The organism is Arthrobacter sp. GW822-FHT05G07, assembly GCF_058799755.1.
On the sequence record NZ_JBXALT010000002.1, the window covers coordinates 25,629 to 42,229 of the forward strand.

A 16,601-nucleotide genomic window follows, 5' to 3' on the forward strand; every position below is an offset into this window, starting at 1 on the left:
CGGATCGGGCATGCCTGCTGGGCCGAGCCTAAACCGTCCGGGCACTAAGCTGGAAACCAATGAAACTTCTTGAGCAGCTCCCCGGTTCCACCGCCACCGGTCCTTTGGACCCGGACGAAATCTACACACGGTTCGTGGAGTGGACTGAGAGCCGCGGGCTGCAGCTGTACCCGGCGCAGGACGAAGCGATCATGGAGCTCGCCTCCGGCGCGAACGTCATCCTGGCTACTCCTACCGGTTCCGGAAAGTCCCTGGTAGCCATCGCGGCGCACTTCGAGGCTATGTCTCGGGGCCAGCGGAGCTATTACACGGCTCCCATCAAGGCACTGGTGTCCGAAAAGTTCTTTGCACTCTGCGAGATCTTCGGCGCTGAAAACGTCGGCATGATCACCGGTGATTCCGGCGTGAACCAGGATGCACCCATCATCTGCTGCACGGCGGAAATCCTGGCCAACATCGCACTCCGCGAAGGCTCGGCGGCAGAGCTGGGCTCCGTGATCATGGACGAGTTTCACTTCTACTCCGACCCGCAGCGCGGTTGGGCGTGGCAAGTACCGCTGCTGGAACTGCCCCAAGCGCAGTTCCTCCTGATGTCGGCCACGTTGGGCGACGTCTCGCGGTTCGAAACCGGTCTGACTGAGCTGACGGGCCGGACTACCACGACTGTAAGTTCAGCGGAACGACCCATTCCGCTGCACCACTACTACCACCTGACCCCTGTTCACGAGACGCTGGAAGAACTGCTCTCAACCAAGCAGGTTCCCGTGTACGTGGTTCACTTCAGCCAGGCGGAAGCCATTGAGCGTGCCCAGAACCTGATGAGCATCAACATGTGCAGCCGGGCAGAGAAGGACCGCATCGCCGAGTTGATCGCGGGATTCAGGTTCGCCGCCGGCTTCGGAAAGACCCTTAACAGGCTGGTCCGTCACGGCATTGGCGTCCACCACGCCGGTATGCTGCCGAAGTACCGCCGACTCGTGGAACAGCTCGCCCAAGCCGGCCTCCTCAAAGTGATCTGCGGAACCGATACTTTGGGGGTGGGCATCAACGTGCCCATCCGGACAGTGCTGTTGACGGCTCTGAGCAAGTACGACGGCGTACGCACCAGGTCTCTTAACTCCCGTGAGTTCCACCAGATTGCCGGCCGTGCGGGCCGCGCAGGCTACGACACCGCAGGCACAGTGGTGGTTCAGGCTCCGGACCACGTGGTTGAAAATACGAAAGCCATGGCCAAGGCCACAGCCAAGTTCGGCGATGACCAGAAGAAACTGCGCCAAGTGGTGAAGAAAAAGCCTCCGGAAGGATTCGTGTCCTGGGGCGAACCCACGTTCAAGCGACTCGTCGAGTCTGTGCCCGAGCCCTTGACGTCCAGCTTCACCGTTACCCATGCGATGCTGCTGAACCTCATGGAACGCCCGGGCGACCCCTTCCAGGCAACCCGGCGCCTGCTTAGTGAGAACCATGAGTGCCGTCCGGCGCAACTCAAGCTGATGAAGAAGGCCCTGGGGATCTACCGGGAACTTCTTGCCGCGGGTGTCGTGGAACGCATCCCCGAGGAGGAACAAGAGGCTGAGGGACGCTCAGTCCGGCTGACTGTCCATCTTCAAGCCAACTTTGCCCTCAACCAGCCGCTCTCCCCCTTCGCACTTGCTGCCCTGGAGCTGCTTGATCCGGAGTCTCCCTCCTACGCATTGGATGTTGTCTCTGTCATTGAATCAACCCTGGAGAAACCGCGGCAGATCCTCTCCGCTCAGCAGAAGAAGGCCCGGGGCGAGGCAGTTGCGGCCATGAAGGCTGACGGCATTGAGTATGACCAGCGCATGGCCATGCTGGACGAAGTTACCTACCCCATGCCGCTGGCAGAGATTCTTGGTGAGGCCTTTGAGGTCTATCGCAAGGCAGCCCCCTGGGTGGGCGACTTCGAGCTTGCTCCGAAATCGATTATCCGGGACATGTACGAGCGTGCCATGAACTTCGGCGAGTTTGTGCAGTTCTATGGCTTGGCCCGCTCGGAGGGCATCGTCCTGCGCTATCTGGCGGACGGCTTCCGCGCGCTGAGGCAGACGGTTCCCCAGGATTCGCTCCGTGAGGACCTTGAAGATCTCATCGCCTGGTTGGGTGAGCTGGTACGCCAAGTGGATTCCAGCCTGCTGGATGAGTGGGAGGAGCTGACGTCCGGGCTCGCCCCCACACCCCATGACGCTCCCCCGCCCCCGCCGCCGCTGTTGACCGCCAACGTTCGAGCCTTCCGGGTCATGGTTCGGAACGAGATGTTCCGCAGGGTTGAGCTTTTTGCCGACGAGGACTCCGCCGCGTTGGGCGAACTCGACGCCGATGCCGGCTGGGATGCGGAGAGGTGGGAAGAGGTCCTGGACGATTACTTCGACGAACATGACGACATTGGCACGGGCCCTGACGCGAGGGGTCCCGGTTTGCTCATCATCAATGAGGAAACGGGGACGTGGAAGGTCCGCCAAATCTTCGACGATCCTGCGGGCAACCACGACTGGGGAATCTCTGCCGACATCGACTTGGCGGCGTCCGATGAGACCGGCACCGCCGTGGTCCGGGTGACAGACGTCAACAGGCTCTAGGTCCACGTGCAATGAAACCCGGTGCCATGGAATCCGTCCCGGATCTGACCGCCGGCCTGCGCGAGGTGGAAGCCCTGCGCAAAGAACAGCCGGCGGCCTGCAGCGGTTCACGTCGGTGGTGGGGTGGCGGCCTGGACGTCGAGGGTTTGACGCTCGGTTCGGTTCAAAGCGCCGCCACAGCGCTCAACGCACTGACAGGTTCTCCCGGGAGATACTCGGTTGACTCAGGGCTGACGGCAGCATCCTTCGATTCGCTGGGCCACCTCCGGATTGCGGGCCGGACGGCCCAAGGCTTCGCACCCGCATCCGGGTTCCGGCGCACTGCGGACGGCTGGATCCGCCTTCACGCCAACTATCCCCATCATGCGGCCCGGTTGATGGAAGCGCTCTCGGCCACCGTCCCGCAGGACGTGGACAACGCGTTGCTGTCTATGACCTCCTTGGAGGCCGAGACTGCAATCGTGGCACATAAGGGAGCGGCTGCCGCTGTCCGGAGCCGCGAGGCATGGGTCTCCTCACCCATGCACTCTGCGGCAAGCTCCGGCCCTTGGATCAGCCTGACCCCCTCTAATATTGGGTCCTTGGATTCGAAGGCCCCGTCATGGACGCCGTCTGCGGACCCACTCCGGCCGTTGGACGGGCTTAAAGTGCTCGACCTGACGCGGGTCATCGCCGGACCTACGTCAACGCGCCTATTGGGTGCGCTGGGCGCGGACGTTCTGCGCATCGACCCGCCCCTCCTTCCGGAACTGAGCGATGCATTCATCGACGCCGGGTTCGACAAACGCAGCGCCGAAGCGGATCTCAGGAAGTCCGACGACCTGGCAGCTGTTCACGCTCTTGTGGCTTCAGCGGATGTGGTGATCACCGGGTACCGGGCCGGCGGCTTGGACAAATTCGGTTTAGCTCCGGATGCCCTGCTGGCTGCGAGGCCGGACCTTGTGGTGGTCACACTGACCGCTTGGGGCAGCAGCGGGCCATGGACGGGCAGGCGAGGCTTTGACAGCCTGGTTCAGGCAGCCTGCGGGATAGCGGAGCGGTATGGACAGAAGCACGACGACGGGTGGAAACCCGGGGCGCTCCCGGTACAGGCCTTGGACCACGCCACAGGTTACGGGCTCGCGGCGGCGGTGCTGGCTTTATTGGCGGAGCGATCAAGGACCGGAGCCGGTGGATCTGCGAGTCTCTCCTTGGCACGGACGGCCGAGGAGCTGTTCGCCGTGCCTTCCGGCTATCAGGGCATCCCTGTGAGCTCACTGCGGGAGCCGAACCTCCTCGGAGCAGACAGCCCCTACGGCCAGCTCACGTTTGTGGGGCCGCCCCTTCTGGTTGAGGGCGTCCCGCTCAGTTACCGGCAGCCACCTGTGCCTTACGGAACGTCCACGCTCGCCTGGCGGTAGGAAGCCAGCGAGCCCCTAGTAAGCTCGAATGCATGAGTGTAATCCGCCCCGCCACCATTGAAGACGTCCCTGCCATCCTTCGTATGATCCACGACCTTGCGATCTACGAAAAGGAACCGGACGCCGTTAAGAACACCCCGGCCATGCTCACCGAAGTACTCTTTGGCGAGAATCCGCGGGTATACGCCACCATTGCGGAAAACAGCGCAGGCACAGTTCAGGGTTTCGCGCTCTGGTTCCAGAACTACTCCACATGGGAAGGCGTCCACGGCATCTACCTTGAGGACCTCTACGTGGTTCCGGATGCCCGTGGCGAGGGACACGGCAAGGCGCTCTTGCAGTATCTGGCCGCCACCGCCGTCGAGCGTGGTTACGCCCGGGTGGAGTGGAGCGTCCTGAACTGGAATGAACCCTCCATCAACTTCTACAAGAACCTTGGTGCGTTCCCCATGGAGGAATGGTCAACGTTCAGGCTGACAGGCGACGCGCTCCAGGCGTACGGGACGAACGTCGGTGAGGCGAAAGAGGCTCTTACCCATGGCTGACTGGTCAATGGCTAACCAGCGGCCCTCCGCCGGCGAGCACCGCACCCAAGCCCGCCACGAATTCCGTGGACTCCGGACAGTGGAGCATTACTTCACGGTTCCCTTGGTGCATCAGGCGGAAGTCCCCGGCGAGACGATCACCATCTTTGCCCGGGAATACTCCTCCACCGACCATTCGGCGGTCGAGGCCTCCAAGCTGCCGTGGCTGCTGTTCCTCCAGGGTGGACCCGGTGGCAGAGGCAACCGTGTCACCTCGCTGTCCGGCTGGATGAAGGCTGCGGCAAAGGATTTCCGCATCCTGATGCTGGACCAACGGGGCACCGGATTGTCCGCGCCGATTGAACGGCAGTCGCTTGAGCTCCAGGGCGACGCCGCGGCGCAAGCCGAATACCTGACCCATTTCCGTGCCGATTCCATCGTGGCCGACGCCGAGCACATCCGGGCTGTCCTGGGATCCGGCCCATGGTCAGTGCTGGGCCAAAGCTTCGGTGGGTTCTGTGCTTTGACGTACCTGTCATTCGCCCCGGAGGGGCTGCGGGAAGTGCTCATCACCGGTGGCTTGGCACCCCTCCACGGTGCAGCGGACCGCGTGTATCAGGCAACATTCCGTCGAGTTGCCGCGAGGAATGCGGAGTATTTCTCGTGGTACCCGGAGGACCGGGAAAAGGTCACGCGAATTGCCCGTCATCTGGAGCAGCACACTGAACTCATGGCCAGTGGCGAACGGTTGACACCGGAGCGTTTCCAAATGGTGGGATCCTTCCTGGGCGGCAACACCAGGGTGGATGCTTTGCACTACCTGTTGGAGGATGCTTTTATCGACACGCCTTCGGGCGAGCGATTGTCAGAAACGTTCCTGGAACAAGTACGGGGGCTCGTGAGCCGGGCAGCCAATCCGCTCTACGCCGTCCTGCACGAATCAATCTATGGTCAGGGCGAGGCAACCAACTGGGCCGCTTGGCGTGTTCTAGAGGACTACCCGGAGTTCAAGCCTGAGGCGGAAGAGCCTCTGCTCACGGGGGAAATGGTCTACCCCTGGTACTTCGAACAGGATCCGGCACTCGTTCCCTTGCGCGATGTGGCCGAACAACTTGCCGCCCGGAAAGATTGGAAACCGTTATACGACCCCACCCGGTTGGCGTCCAACACAGTCCCCGTTGCCGCCGCCGTATACAAGGACGACATCTACGTGGATCATGATCTTTCCCTTGAAACCGCTGCTGCGGTGCGCGGACTTCAAACCTGGGTCACCTCGGACTTCCACCATGACGGCATTGGCGAAGACGGTGAGGGCATCTTTGGGAGACTCTTCGGCATGGTGCGCGCCACCCGCTAAGCAGACGTGCCATCCGGCTGGCCGCCCATCGAAGCCGGTGTCCGCCGGCCGGCTGCCATAATGACCGTCAGGGCAAGCACAGCTGCGGCGAGAACGCTGGAAGCGATGTTGAGGCCTTGATAGCCAATCCAGGCAAGCAAGAGGCCGGAGGTTGCACCGCCGACCGCTCCGGCGGCACCCATCAGGGTGTCCGAGACGCCCTGCACGGTGACGCGTTGCTCAGGTGCGAGGCTCTCGGCCAACAGCGTTGATCCGGCAATGGTTGCCGCCGACCATCCCAGGCCCAGGAGAATCAGCCCTACCGTCACCAACGCAGGTTCATGTTGGCCGAAGCCGGCGATGAACACCGCAACCAGCAAAAGCCCGTGGCCCATGGCAATGGTCTGAAAGCGGCCGGCCTTGTCTGTCAGCCAACCCCACAGGGGCGATAGGGCGAACATTCCAGCGATGTGGAGGGAAATCGTGAGCCCGATGACCACCAGCGCATCCGTGCTGTCGGTGGTTCCTCCATGGTTTCCTTCATGGGATCCACCCACAAGCTGTTGAAGATGCAGCGGTGTCATTGACATGACAGCCACCATGACTCCGTGGGCAGCGACCACTGCCGCCAGTGCGAGCATCGCCTGCGGTGATGAACGGACTGCGCGAAGACCGGACCGGATGGTTCCCCGGACAGGCTGCGCCCCTGGCTCGTCACCAGCCTCAGCCTGAGCGGCCAGTCGACGGGACATCAGCAGCGGATCCGGCCTCAAGCCTGCGAACAACAGGCCGGTTGCCAGGAACAGTCCCACAGCGGAGAAGACGAAGGGGCCGGCGATGGGCGGCAGGCCAAGTGCCTCACCCACTGCGGCTCCGGGCTGGATCAGGTTGGGCCCTGCCACAGCTCCGATGGTGATGGCCCAGACCACGGTGGACAATGATCGACCACGGTGCTCCGGTTCAGCGAGGTCGACGGCGGCGAACCGTGCCTGCAGGTTCGCGGCGGTCCCAAGGCCAAGGAAGGCTGCGCCCAGCAAAAGAAGCACGAACGACTGGCTCATGACTGACGCGATGATGAGCAGCGCACCCACCATCGCAGCTACCAACCCGGTGACAAGACCTACGCGCCGGCCGCGTGCCTCAGCCAATCTGGCCAGCGGCAGTGCTGCAACTGCGGCAGCGAGTGTCAGGACGGTGGTGATGGATCCCGCCCATGCTTCGGATCCTGATAGGTCCACGGCCAGCAGGGAGCCGATGGAAAGTGTGGCCCCATTGCCAACGCCGCTGAGCAGCTGTGCGGAACTGAGCAGGAAAACAGTACGGCGCTGAACCCGTTGTGGGTCCAGCGCCGTAGTTGAAGTGGTAGTCACTTCACGAGACTACAACTTTTGGAGGTCAGTTACTCTGCTTCGCTCATGCTCTTGCGTGCATCTTCTTCCAAGCGTGCATCCAGCTTCGCCTGGCGTGCTGCAGGGCTCAACAGGCTTGCTACGACAGCAACGATGATGGTGCCCACGATGACCGCCAGCGAAACATAGGTGGGGATCTCAGGAGCCCACTCGATGTGGTGGCCGCCGTTGATGAACGGAAGCTCATTGACGTGCATGGCGTGCAGGACAAGCTTGACGCCGATGAAGGCCAGAATTACAGACAGGGCGTGCTTCAGGTACACCAGGCGTGTCATGAGTCCGCCGAGGAGGAAGTACAGCTGTCGCAGGCCCATCAAGGCGAAGATGTTCGCGGTGAAGACGATGAAGGCGCTTTGGGTCAGGCCGAAGATCGCCGGGATGGAGTCCACGGCGAACAGGAGGTCAGTGAGGCCGATGGTGATGAAAACGATCAGCATGGGGGTAAAGACCTTCTTGCCGTCCACCACGGTGCGGATCTTGTTGCCATCAAACTTCTCGGACATCGGGAGGACCTTGCGGATCCGGGCAATCAGCGGGTTCTCAGTGTCTTCCTCGTCCTCACCGGAGTCCCGGGCCTGCTTCCAAGCAGTCCAGAGGAGGAAGGCGCCGAAGATGTAGAAGACCCAGCTGAACTGCTCGATGACCACTGCGCCCAGGGCAATGAAGATACCGCGGAGGATCAGCGCGATGATGATGCCCACCATCAGCACTTCCTGCTGGTACTTACGGGGCACCGAGAAGCGCGCCATGATGATGATGAAGACAAAGAGGTTATCGATACTGAGGCTGTACTCAGTGACCCAGCCGGCGACGAATTGCCCGCCGTATTCCGGGCCGGCGAAGATGAACATGGCCACTGCAAACAGCAGGGCGAGTGCAACGTAGAAGCCGACCCACAGGCCGGCTTCCTTCATGGAAGGTTCATGGGGACGCTTGACGACCAACAGGAGGTCGATCAGCAGGATGATTCCGAGGGCGACAAAAGAGCCGATCTCGAACCAGACGGGAAGCTGCATTAAAGGTGCCTTTCGCAGGGTACGGGAAAGCGGTGTAAGTCTCTCCGGCCTGCCAGGGTGCGGTGAATGCAGATGTTGGCGGCCCGCTAGATCCGGCGAGGCATCTGTGCCTTGCGTGCTGACGGACGTAGCGCTTGGGATACTCCCCTACGTGACCTCAACCTTACCTTAGGCGTGCCCGGCGGACTGCATCTGGCGTAATTCGCGCTTCAACTCCTTGACTTCATCGCGGATCCGGGCTGCGACTTCGAACTGCAGCTCAGCGGCCGCCCCATGCATCTGTTCTGTCAGCTGCTCAATGAGACCTACAAGATCTTCGGCCGGAGCTGCGGCAAGGCCATCCTGCCGAACAGTGGCGGCGCCCTTGGCGGCTGATTTGCCACGTTTGCCACCCTTGGCCAGCCGGTTGTTGTTGAGCAGTTCCTGGGTGTCTGCGTCTTCCTTTGCCAGCTGATCGGTAATGTCGGCAATCTTCTTGCGCAGAGGCTGGGGGTCTATGCCGTGGTCGGTGTTGTACTGCACCTGGATGGCACGGCGGCGGTTGGTCTCCTCAATGGCGTGGGCCATGGAGTCGGTGATCCTGTCTGCGTACATATGTACCTGGCCCGAAACGTTACGGGCAGCACGGCCGATGGTCTGGATCAAGGAGGTGGAGGACCGCAGGAAGCCTTCCTTGTCCGCGTCCAGAATGCTGACGAGGGAAACCTCGGGAAGATCCAAACCTTCGCGGAGCAGGTTGATGCCCACCAGGACGTCGAAGACGCCCATCCGGAGCTCCCGGAGCAATTCCACTCGCCGCAGGGTGTCGACGTCGGAGTGCAAGTACTCCACTTTGACGCCATGACCCACCAGGTAGTCGGTGAGGTCCTCGGCCATGCGCTTGGTCAACGTGGTGACCAGAACGCGTTCGTTCTTTTCCGTACGGGTCCTGATCTCACCGAGGAGGTCGTCGATTTGTCCCTTGGTGGGCTTGACCACCACCTCCGGGTCAATGAGTCCGGTGGGACGGATGATCTGCTGGACATAGCCATCGGCTTTGCCTAGCTCGTACTTACCCGGGGTTGCGGACAGATACACAGTCTGGCCGATGCGTTCCAGGAATTCATCCCACTTCAGGGGCCGATTGTCCATGGCCGACGGCAGGCGGAAGCCGAAGTCCACGAGGTTCCGCTTACGGGACATATCGCCTTCGTACATGGCTCCGATTTGTGGAATGGTGACGTGCGATTCATCAACCACGAGCAGGAAGTCATCAGGGAAGTAGTCGATGAGGCAGTGCGGAGCCGTTCCGGGGTTACGGCCGTCAATGTGGACGGAGTAGTTCTCAATGCCGTTGCAGAAACCCATCTGCTGCATCATTTCGAGGTCGTACGTAGTGCGCATGCGAAGCCGCTGAGCTTCCACGAGCTTGTTCTGGCCTTCGAGGACCTTGAGGCGGTCAGCGAGTTCATCCTCGATCCGCTTGATGGCACGGGCCATCCGTTCAGGCCCGGCCACATAGTGCGAGGCCGGGAAAACGTACATCTCTTCCTCGTCCCGCAGAACCTCTCCGGTCAGGGGGTGGAGTGTCTGGATGTTCTCGATCTCATCACCGAAGAATTCGATCCGGATGGCGAGTTCCTCGTACATCGGAATGATCTCCACGGTGTCGCCGCGCACGCGGAACGTGCCGCGGTGGAAGTCCATGTCATTCCGGGCGTACTGCATGGAGACGAATTTCCGAAGAAGATGGTCGCGGTTCATTTCCGCGCCCTTGCGGAGCGTGACCATGCCGGCGATGTACTCTTCCGGCGTACCCAGGCCGTAAATGCAAGACACCGTGGCCACCACGATCACGTCGCGGCGGGTCAGGAGGGCGTTGGTGGCCGAGTGCCGGAGCCTTTCGACTTCCTCATTAATGGAGGAGTCTTTCTCGATGAAGGTGTCCGTCTGCGCTACGTAGGCCTCCGGCTGGTAGTAGTCGTAGTAGGAAACGAAGTATTCCACCGCGTTGTTGGGCAGCAGCTCCCGGAATTCATTGGCCAGCTGTGCGGCGAGGGTCTTGTTCTGGACCATCACCAGGGTGGGGCGCTGGACCTGTTCGATGAGCCACGCCGTGGTGGCGCTCTTACCCGTACCCGTGGCGCCGAGAAGGACGACGTCCTTTTCGCCATTGTTGATTCGTTCTGTCAGCTCTGCAATGGCTGTCGGCTGATCACCGGCGGGCTTGAACTCGCTGATCACTTCGAAAGGCGCGACGACACGGTTGATTTCCTGGGCAAGGCTCATGAAACCAATCTACCCCCGCCCCAGGACAGCTACTGTCCGCGTTTGCCTTCAGCAGAAGAGATATACGACGGCGGCATCCAGCCTGCGCGGTTGGCCCACTCATCCATGAGCGGCCAGGCAACCTCGGTCAACCACGGCTCCTTGGCGTCGGCGTAGGCAGCAGCGCCTTGGTCCCCCGTGTGCGAGGCCGCCAGTTCGTGCTCGTGTGCTTGATACAGTTCCGCGGCAGACGGTTCTGCCCGTAACCAGTCGCGGAACAGCAGCGCATAACGCCATTCGGGTGAGCCGGCCACCCGGACGTGCAGGTTCACCGGCCGGCCCGGATCCGCGTTGGCGTGGAATCGTTGTTGCCACTCTGCTGGTTTCGGGTGCGAGGGCATTGGCGTGTCTTGATCGGCTTGGGGTACTGCGGGAAACCCGGAAGCGGCGAGGAGGGGCGAGATCCGATCCGCCGTTTCAAGATCTGCGACAGCGACTTGGAGGTCAATGACGTCTTTTGCCACCAGCCCGGGCACCGACGAGGAACCTATGTGGTCCACCGCAAGAATGTCCCGGGACGCGACGGCGAGAATTCGTTCGGCGAGCCGCTCAGCCTGAGCTGCCCACTCCCCCTTCGAAGCACTCATGACAGGGCAAACTGCGCGGCGGGCCCTGGTGCCTCGGCGGAGGTTCTCCGCGAAAGGCATCAAGCGGCGCGCCCACAAATCATCCACCGCGTCGAGCAACTCTTGCCGAGTTCCGGAGTTGTCCAGGACAACGTCGGCAGCGGCCATGCGCTCTGCACGCGTAGCCTGCGACGCCATACGGGCCAGCGCGTCCTCCTTGGACATCCGCCGGAAGCCCACCATGCGTTGAACGCGAACTTCATCGGGAGCATCCACCACCACTACCAAGTGAAAGTTGCTGCCCTGCCTTGTTTCGACAAGAAGCGGAATGTCCTGGACCACGATGTCACCAGGGCCCGCACTGGCCACGATCGACGCAGCAACCTCACGGACCAACGGATGGATGATGCTGTTGAGAACTTCGCGTTGAGAAGGGTCCTGAAACACAATGGAACCGAGCTTGGGCCGATCAAGCCTGCCACTGGCGTCGAGGATGCCAGGACCGAAGGCCCCAATAACCTGCTCCAAGCCAGGTGTCCCGGGCTCCACCACCTCCCGCGCAATGACATCTGCGTCCACCAGGATCGCACCCAGTTCCTGCAACCTGGAAGCCACCAGTGATTTCCCCGAGGCGATGCCGCCCGTCAGCCCGATCTTCAGCACCCTCCAACACTAGACTGAAGCGGTGGACAATGAGGAAGACAGCCGCGCGACAAGGTATACAACACTCGCGGCGGGTCCGGATCACCGTCACGAACTGGAGATCCGGCGGTCCCGTTTCATCACAGTTCTTCGACGTTCACCCGATGAGGAAACCGCCCGCTCACTGGTCACAGACCTGCGGCGTGAATTTCACGACGCCCGCCATCACTGTTCCGCCTTCGTCATTGGTCCGGATCGCATGATTCAACGCTCCAGTGACGACGGCGAACCTTCCGGTACTGCGGGCATCCCCATGCTGGAGGCCCTCATCAAACGTGAGACGGCAGCAACGGTGACTGACCTCAGCGACATCAGCGTCGTCGTCGTGCGCTATTTCGGAGGAATCCTGCTGGGTGCGGGCGGGCTGGTCCGTGCGTACTCCGAGTCGGTCTCCACTGCTTTGGACCTCGCTCCGCTCGTCCAGCGACGACGCCTGCGGCTGTGCGCCATAAATAGTCCCCACGCTGACGCAGGACGCCTGGAAAATGACCTGCGCAGCGCCGGCTATGTGATGGCCGAAACTGGATACGAACCCCGCCACACCATACTTCGGGTGGCCTTGCCTGATGATGATGCGGCCATCTCCGAGGCCCACGCCCGCTTGGCTTCGTTGACGTCCGGGAACTTGGAGCTACGGCTCCAGGGAACCGAGTGGGTGGACGTTCCCTGCTAATCGATCGCCCCGTTCCGGCTTAAGCAAGAAGGACCCCTGCCCGGAGGCAGGGGTCCTTCTTTGGCTATTCAGCACATCCCGTGAGGGAGGCGGAATTAGTTGCCGGTCAGCTTCTCACGCAGTGCGGCGAGTGCTTCGTCGGACGCCAGGGTACCAGCGTTGGACTCAGCAGCAGCCGGCTCCGAGGAGTAGCTCGTGGTGCCGGAATCGCTCTCACCGGACGTTGCAGCAGCAGCGTCGTCAGCAGCGTGCTGGGCAACCTGCTTCTTGTGAGCTTCCCAGCGGGTCTGGGCGTCAGCGTACTGCTGCTCCCAAGCGGCGCGCTGGGTCTCGTAGCCTTCGAGCCATTCGTTCGACTCGGGGTCGAAGCCCTCAGGGTACTTGTAGTTGCCCTCTTCGTCGTACTCAGCGGCCATGCCGTACAGAGCGGGATCGAACTCGGTGCTGTCAGCGTCAACGCCCTCGTTAGCCTGCTTGAGGGAGAGGGAGATACGACGACGCTCGAGGTCGATGTCGATGACCTTGACGAACAGTTCGTCGCCAACGGAGACAACCTGCTCGGCGAGCTCAACGTGGCGGACTGCCAGCTCGGAGATGTGCACGAGGCCTTCGATGCCGTCTTCGACGCGAACGAACGCACCGAACGGAACCAGCTTGGTGACCTTACCCGGAACAACCTGGCCGAGGGCGTGGGTGCGGGCGAAGGTCTGCCACGGATCTTCCTGCGTAGCCTTGAGCGACAGGGAGACACGCTCGCGGTCCAGATCCACTTCGAGGACCTCGACGGTGACTTCCTGGCCAACCTCGACAACCTCGGACGGGTGGTCGATGTGCTTCCAGGACAGCTCGGAAACGTGAACGAGGCCGTCTACGCCGCCCAGGTCCACGAATGCACCGAAGTTGACGATGGAGGAAACGACGCCCGGACGAACCTGGCCCTTTTCCAGCTTGTTGAGGAACGTGGAGCGAACCTCGGACTGGGTCTGCTCGAGCCATGCACGGCGGGACAACACAACGTTGTTGCGGTTCTTGTCCAGCTCGATGATCTTGGCTTCGATCTGCTGACCGATGTACGGAGCGAGGTCGCGGACACGACGCATCTCCACGAGCGATGCGGGCAGGAAGCCACGCAGGCCGATGTCCAGGATGAGGCCACCCTTGACAACCTCGATGACGGTACCGGTAACGACACCGTCTTCTTCCTTGACCTTCTCGATGTCGCCCCAGGCACGCTCGTACTGAGCACGCTTCTTGGAGAGGATCAGACGGCCTTCTTTGTCTTCCTTGGTGAGAACCAAAGCTTCGACCTGATCGCCAACGGCGACGACGTCACCGGGATCAACATCGTGCTTGATGGAAAGCTCGCGGGAAGGGATGACACCTTCGGTCTTGTAACCGATGTCGAGCAGAACTTCGTCGCGGTCGACCTTGACGACGGTACCTTCGACGAGGTCTCCGTCGTTGAAGTACTTGATGGTGGCGTCGACAGCTGCGAGGAAGTCCTCAGCGGTACCGATGTCGTTAATGGCGACTACGGGGGTACCGGGCTTCTCGGTGGAGGTGATGGTCATGTAGTAGGGGCTCCGTTGTGGATAGATAGTCGGTCAGGCAAACCGCTGCCGCCCGGGTCCGGACGGCAGAACACGGCAAAATACCGGGTCATCCTGATTTGTGGATTAATACAAAATGGATGCATGCACGTAGTACACGCCCGTTTATTCTAGTCGCATTGGCAAAGCAGGGTCAAAAGGAGTGTTACAGCGTCAGAACGTCTCCAAGACGGGCAAACGAGACGCCGTGGTCCAGCAGGCGCGGCAAGGCGCGCGCATAGCCGTCCGCAGTGCCTGCAGCCGGTCTATTGAAGTGTGAAATGACGATGTCACCCGGCACCACCCGCCCCACCTCCGCCGCGACGGTGCCTGCAGAATATGTGGCTCCGCCGTCGCCGTTGACCGTGAAGTTGACCGGCATCATACCGAGCCTTCGCGTTACTTCTACCGCGACGTCGTCGTAGAACGCAGTCCCTGGGCGGAAAAACTGCGGAACCTTACCGCCGATCTCCTGCAGGATCGCCTGGTTGCCCATGAGTTCGTCGTAGGCCGCGGCAACGCTGGCGGTGCCGTGGATTCCATAAGCGGACTTGCCATTCACTGACAACGGCAGGTGGGCGGTGCCGTGGTTGGCGAGTTCGAACAGGGGGTCAGCGGCCAGTTCTGCGGACAGAGAGGGGTTGGCGTGGATCCAGCGACTGTTGATAAACAGCGTTGCGGGAACACTGAGCTTCCGAAGGGTTTGCAGGAGTTTGTGGTCGCAGGCCGTACCGCCCGGTCCGCCGCACGCGTCAAAGGTCAGTGCCACCTTGTGGGACTGGGACTTGTTCACGACTCCCGTCACGTGCAGCCCCCATTCCTTGGGATGCCTGCCGGCGAATTCCGCCACGATCTGCTGCTTGTCCGGCCTGGCCTTCGGTGTGGCCGTTGCGGCCGGAGCAAGGGCAGCAGCGGCCTGTTCGCTGGACCTGGCAGCTATGGAAGGTGGGGCTATGGCCGGACCCGTACGCGGGGCCCCTGAAGGGGTCGCGTTTGAGGCCGCCCGTGGGATGGCACTGCCTCCGTCCGCACACGCCGCCAAGGCAGCAGAAGCGAGCCCTGCCATTCCAAGCAGCACTGATCGCCGGCCGGCCAACGGCCGCCGCTTGGAATCCCCCATGGATGTCCCTATCTGGTTGTGACTATGTGATTGTGGCTATCTGATGCCGTCTAGAAGTGGGTGAGGCAGTGCGCAGATCGTTCGACTGCAAAGAGCTGCTGGGCCAGTAAGGCTGCGCCCGGGGTCTTCTCCTGGATCCGACCGGCCGCGGCCAAGGTCACCGGCGACACCGCACCTAGGTAGATGGAGCCAAGGTCCGCTGCGTCGAGGCTGAGGTCGGGCGTCTCTCCGGCCGCTTCCTTCACGACGGCGGCAGCACCGCCGTCGGACTCCAGAACCCAGGTGCCACCCGCCAAACCCAAAGAATCCGTCACCTCCAGCACCAGCCTGCCGGCAACGGGGAAGCTGCGGGCTTGCAAGGCGGCTGGTGTATCCAGGATCCTGAGCCACAGCATGTCGCGGATTTCAGAGGCCTCAATGCACCTCGGATCCTCCAGTGCCCACGCAAGGGGGTCATCGACAGGCGCTTCAACCCACGTCACTTCGTCAATGAGGTCGATGCTGCCCAGGAAGCGCCACAGGTCAAGGTAGGCCGCGTTGCTTGCCGCCACAAGATCCACGATCTCCATGGTGTATGGCTTGTGGTCCCAGCCTTTGAAGCGGTAGGAAACGTAGCCATCCAAAGATCCGGAAAGGTCATAGTGCAGGGCGCAACGGACGGAGGTGTCTGGCTTGCCGTCATGGCCGATGGAACCGGAAGCGACCAGCCGGTAGTACTCCTGCCGGTCAATGGAACCCGGCGAGAGCCGCTGGAGACGTTCAAAGACCTGTGGGGCCACGTCCAGGAGCACAGACGGATCGGCGACTTCCACAGTGCCTTGCGGCAGACCCCTCAGCCGGAAGCGTGGGCCTGTATCAACCTTGATGCTTCGTTCAAAAGTTGCCACGCCGAAACCGAAGCGGCCATAAATGGAGGCCTCGGACGCTGTGAGGGCGGCCATGGCAAGGCCGTCATCCTTGGCAGCTTCCAGATCGGCGGTGATCATGCCGCGAAGGATCCCGTTCCGCCGGTGCGTACCGCGGACTGTGACGGCGGTGACCAGGTGGGCTTCCAACTGGCGGCCGAAGCCAATGTTCAAGGCCTTGCGCATGGTGGCGTACGTTGCCACCGGAACGTCGGCGCCGAGCGAGTGATCAGGCACGCTGCCGTTGACATAGACGCCTGTCAGTTCGCGCTTGTCGGTTTGATAGGCCGTCAGGGTCTTGGCCAGGTATTCGTCGTCGCGCCGCTGTTGGTGGAAGCCGTGGGAGACGGCCTGTACCCAAGTGGTGCAGCGGCTGTAGCCGGGGTCAGCCGGATCGGCTACGGCAGGGAAACGTTGGACAGTGTATTTTCCGGAGTTGTTGTCAATGGGATCAGCCACG

Annotated in this window: 12 protein-coding genes; 5 read left to right on the top strand and 7 right to left on the bottom strand. The window is 61.8% G+C overall.

Features of this window, described 5'->3' with window-relative positions; all coding sequences use genetic code 11:
* Positions 1–59: 59 nt before the first annotated feature.
* Genes AC1RJY_RS03000 through AC1RJY_RS03015 form a run of 4 tightly spaced genes read left to right on the top strand, consistent with a single transcriptional unit; the run spans position 60 to position 5,875 of the window.
* Positions 60–2,594, top strand: coding sequence for a DEAD/DEAH box helicase (locus AC1RJY_RS03000; protein ID WP_498601268.1), 2,535 nt, complete (start codon positions 60–62; stop codon positions 2,592–2,594).
* An 11-nt stretch (positions 2,595–2,605) separates the two neighbouring features.
* Positions 2,606–3,994 carry a CoA transferase gene (locus AC1RJY_RS03005; protein ID WP_498601270.1) on the top strand — a complete coding sequence of 463 codons (1,389 nt, stop codon included), beginning with the start codon at positions 2,606–2,608 and terminating at the stop codon, positions 3,992–3,994.
* A 32-nt stretch (positions 3,995–4,026) separates the two neighbouring features.
* Entirely contained in the window at positions 4,027–4,539 is a 513-nt protein-coding gene (locus AC1RJY_RS03010; protein WP_498601272.1) for a GNAT family N-acetyltransferase, read from the top strand.
* A complete protein-coding gene (locus tag AC1RJY_RS03015) occupies positions 4,532–5,875 on the top strand; it encodes an alpha/beta fold hydrolase (RefSeq protein ID WP_498601274.1) in 1,344 nt (447 codons plus the stop codon). Before AC1RJY_RS03010 ends, AC1RJY_RS03015 begins: the two co-directional genes overlap by 8 nt.
* On the opposite strand, the gene AC1RJY_RS03020 is transcribed toward AC1RJY_RS03015, so the two are convergent.
* The 4 genes from AC1RJY_RS03020 to coaE form a co-directional block, all read right to left on the bottom strand.
* Complete coding sequence (locus AC1RJY_RS03020) at positions 5,872–7,224, bottom strand: MFS transporter (RefSeq protein WP_498601276.1); 1,353 nt, start codon at positions 7,222–7,224, stop codon at positions 5,872–5,874. The genes AC1RJY_RS03015 and AC1RJY_RS03020 overlap by 4 nt on opposite strands.
* 29 nt (positions 7,225–7,253) lie before the next feature.
* Complete coding sequence (locus AC1RJY_RS03025) at positions 7,254–8,279, bottom strand: TerC family protein (RefSeq protein ID WP_011774760.1); 1,026 nt, start codon at positions 8,277–8,279, stop codon at positions 7,254–7,256.
* 168 nt (positions 8,280–8,447) lie between these two features.
* The gene (gene uvrB, locus AC1RJY_RS03030) at positions 8,448–10,547 is read right to left on the bottom strand and encodes an excinuclease ABC subunit UvrB (protein ID WP_011774759.1); all 2,100 of its coding nucleotides are present in this window, start codon (positions 10,545–10,547) and stop codon (positions 8,448–8,450) included.
* A gap of 29 nt (positions 10,548–10,576) precedes the next feature.
* Positions 10,577–11,815 carry a dephospho-CoA kinase gene (gene coaE, locus AC1RJY_RS03035; protein ID WP_498601277.1) on the bottom strand — a complete coding sequence of 413 codons (1,239 nt, stop codon included), beginning with the start codon at positions 11,813–11,815 and terminating at the stop codon, positions 10,577–10,579.
* A 22-nt stretch (positions 11,816–11,837) separates the two neighbouring features.
* Between coaE and AC1RJY_RS03040 the strand changes: the two genes are divergently transcribed.
* Positions 11,838–12,527, top strand: a complete 690-nt coding sequence (locus AC1RJY_RS03040) for an IMPACT family protein (protein WP_011774757.1) — start codon at positions 11,838–11,840, stop codon at positions 12,525–12,527.
* Between the two features lie 95 nt (positions 12,528–12,622).
* On the opposite strand, the gene rpsA is transcribed toward AC1RJY_RS03040, so the two are convergent.
* From rpsA to AC1RJY_RS03055, 3 genes are all read right to left on the bottom strand, one after another.
* The gene (gene rpsA / locus AC1RJY_RS03045; RefSeq protein ID WP_011774756.1) at positions 12,623–14,098 is read right to left on the bottom strand and encodes a 30S ribosomal protein S1; all 1,476 of its coding nucleotides are present in this window, start codon (positions 14,096–14,098) and stop codon (positions 12,623–12,625) included.
* A 184-nt stretch (positions 14,099–14,282) separates the two neighbouring features.
* A complete protein-coding gene (locus AC1RJY_RS03050; RefSeq protein WP_498601278.1) occupies positions 14,283–15,236 on the bottom strand; it encodes a polysaccharide deacetylase family protein in 954 nt (317 codons plus the stop codon).
* A 50-nt stretch (positions 15,237–15,286) separates the two neighbouring features.
* Entirely contained in the window at positions 15,287–16,600 is a 1,314-nt protein-coding gene (locus AC1RJY_RS03055) for a GNAT family N-acetyltransferase (RefSeq protein ID WP_011774754.1), read from the bottom strand.
* Between the last annotated feature and the right edge of the window lies 1 nt (position 16,601).

Bases quoted from the DNA above. Each gene is read 5' to 3' on its own strand.
- rpsA (WP_011774756.1), bottom strand. From the start codon at position 14,098: ATGACCATCACCTCCACCGAGAAGCCCGGTACCCCCGTAGTCGCCATT.
- AC1RJY_RS03015 (WP_498601274.1), top strand. From the start codon at position 4,532: ATGGCTGACTGGTCAATGGCTAACCAGCGGCCCTCCGCCGGCGAGCAC.
- AC1RJY_RS03050 (WP_498601278.1), bottom strand. From the start codon at position 15,236: ATGGGGGATTCCAAGCGGCGGCCGTTGGCCGGCCGGCGATCAGTGCTG.
- AC1RJY_RS03000 (WP_498601268.1), top strand. From the start codon at position 60: ATGAAACTTCTTGAGCAGCTCCCCGGTTCCACCGCCACCGGTCCTTTG.
- uvrB (WP_011774759.1), bottom strand. From the start codon at position 10,547: ATGAGCCTTGCCCAGGAAATCAACCGTGTCGTCGCGCCTTTCGAAGTG.
- AC1RJY_RS03010 (WP_498601272.1), top strand. From the start codon at position 4,027: ATGAGTGTAATCCGCCCCGCCACCATTGAAGACGTCCCTGCCATCCTT.
- AC1RJY_RS03005 (WP_498601270.1), top strand. From the start codon at position 2,606: ATGAAACCCGGTGCCATGGAATCCGTCCCGGATCTGACCGCCGGCCTG.
- AC1RJY_RS03025 (WP_011774760.1), bottom strand. From the start codon at position 8,279: ATGCAGCTTCCCGTCTGGTTCGAGATCGGCTCTTTTGTCGCCCTCGGA.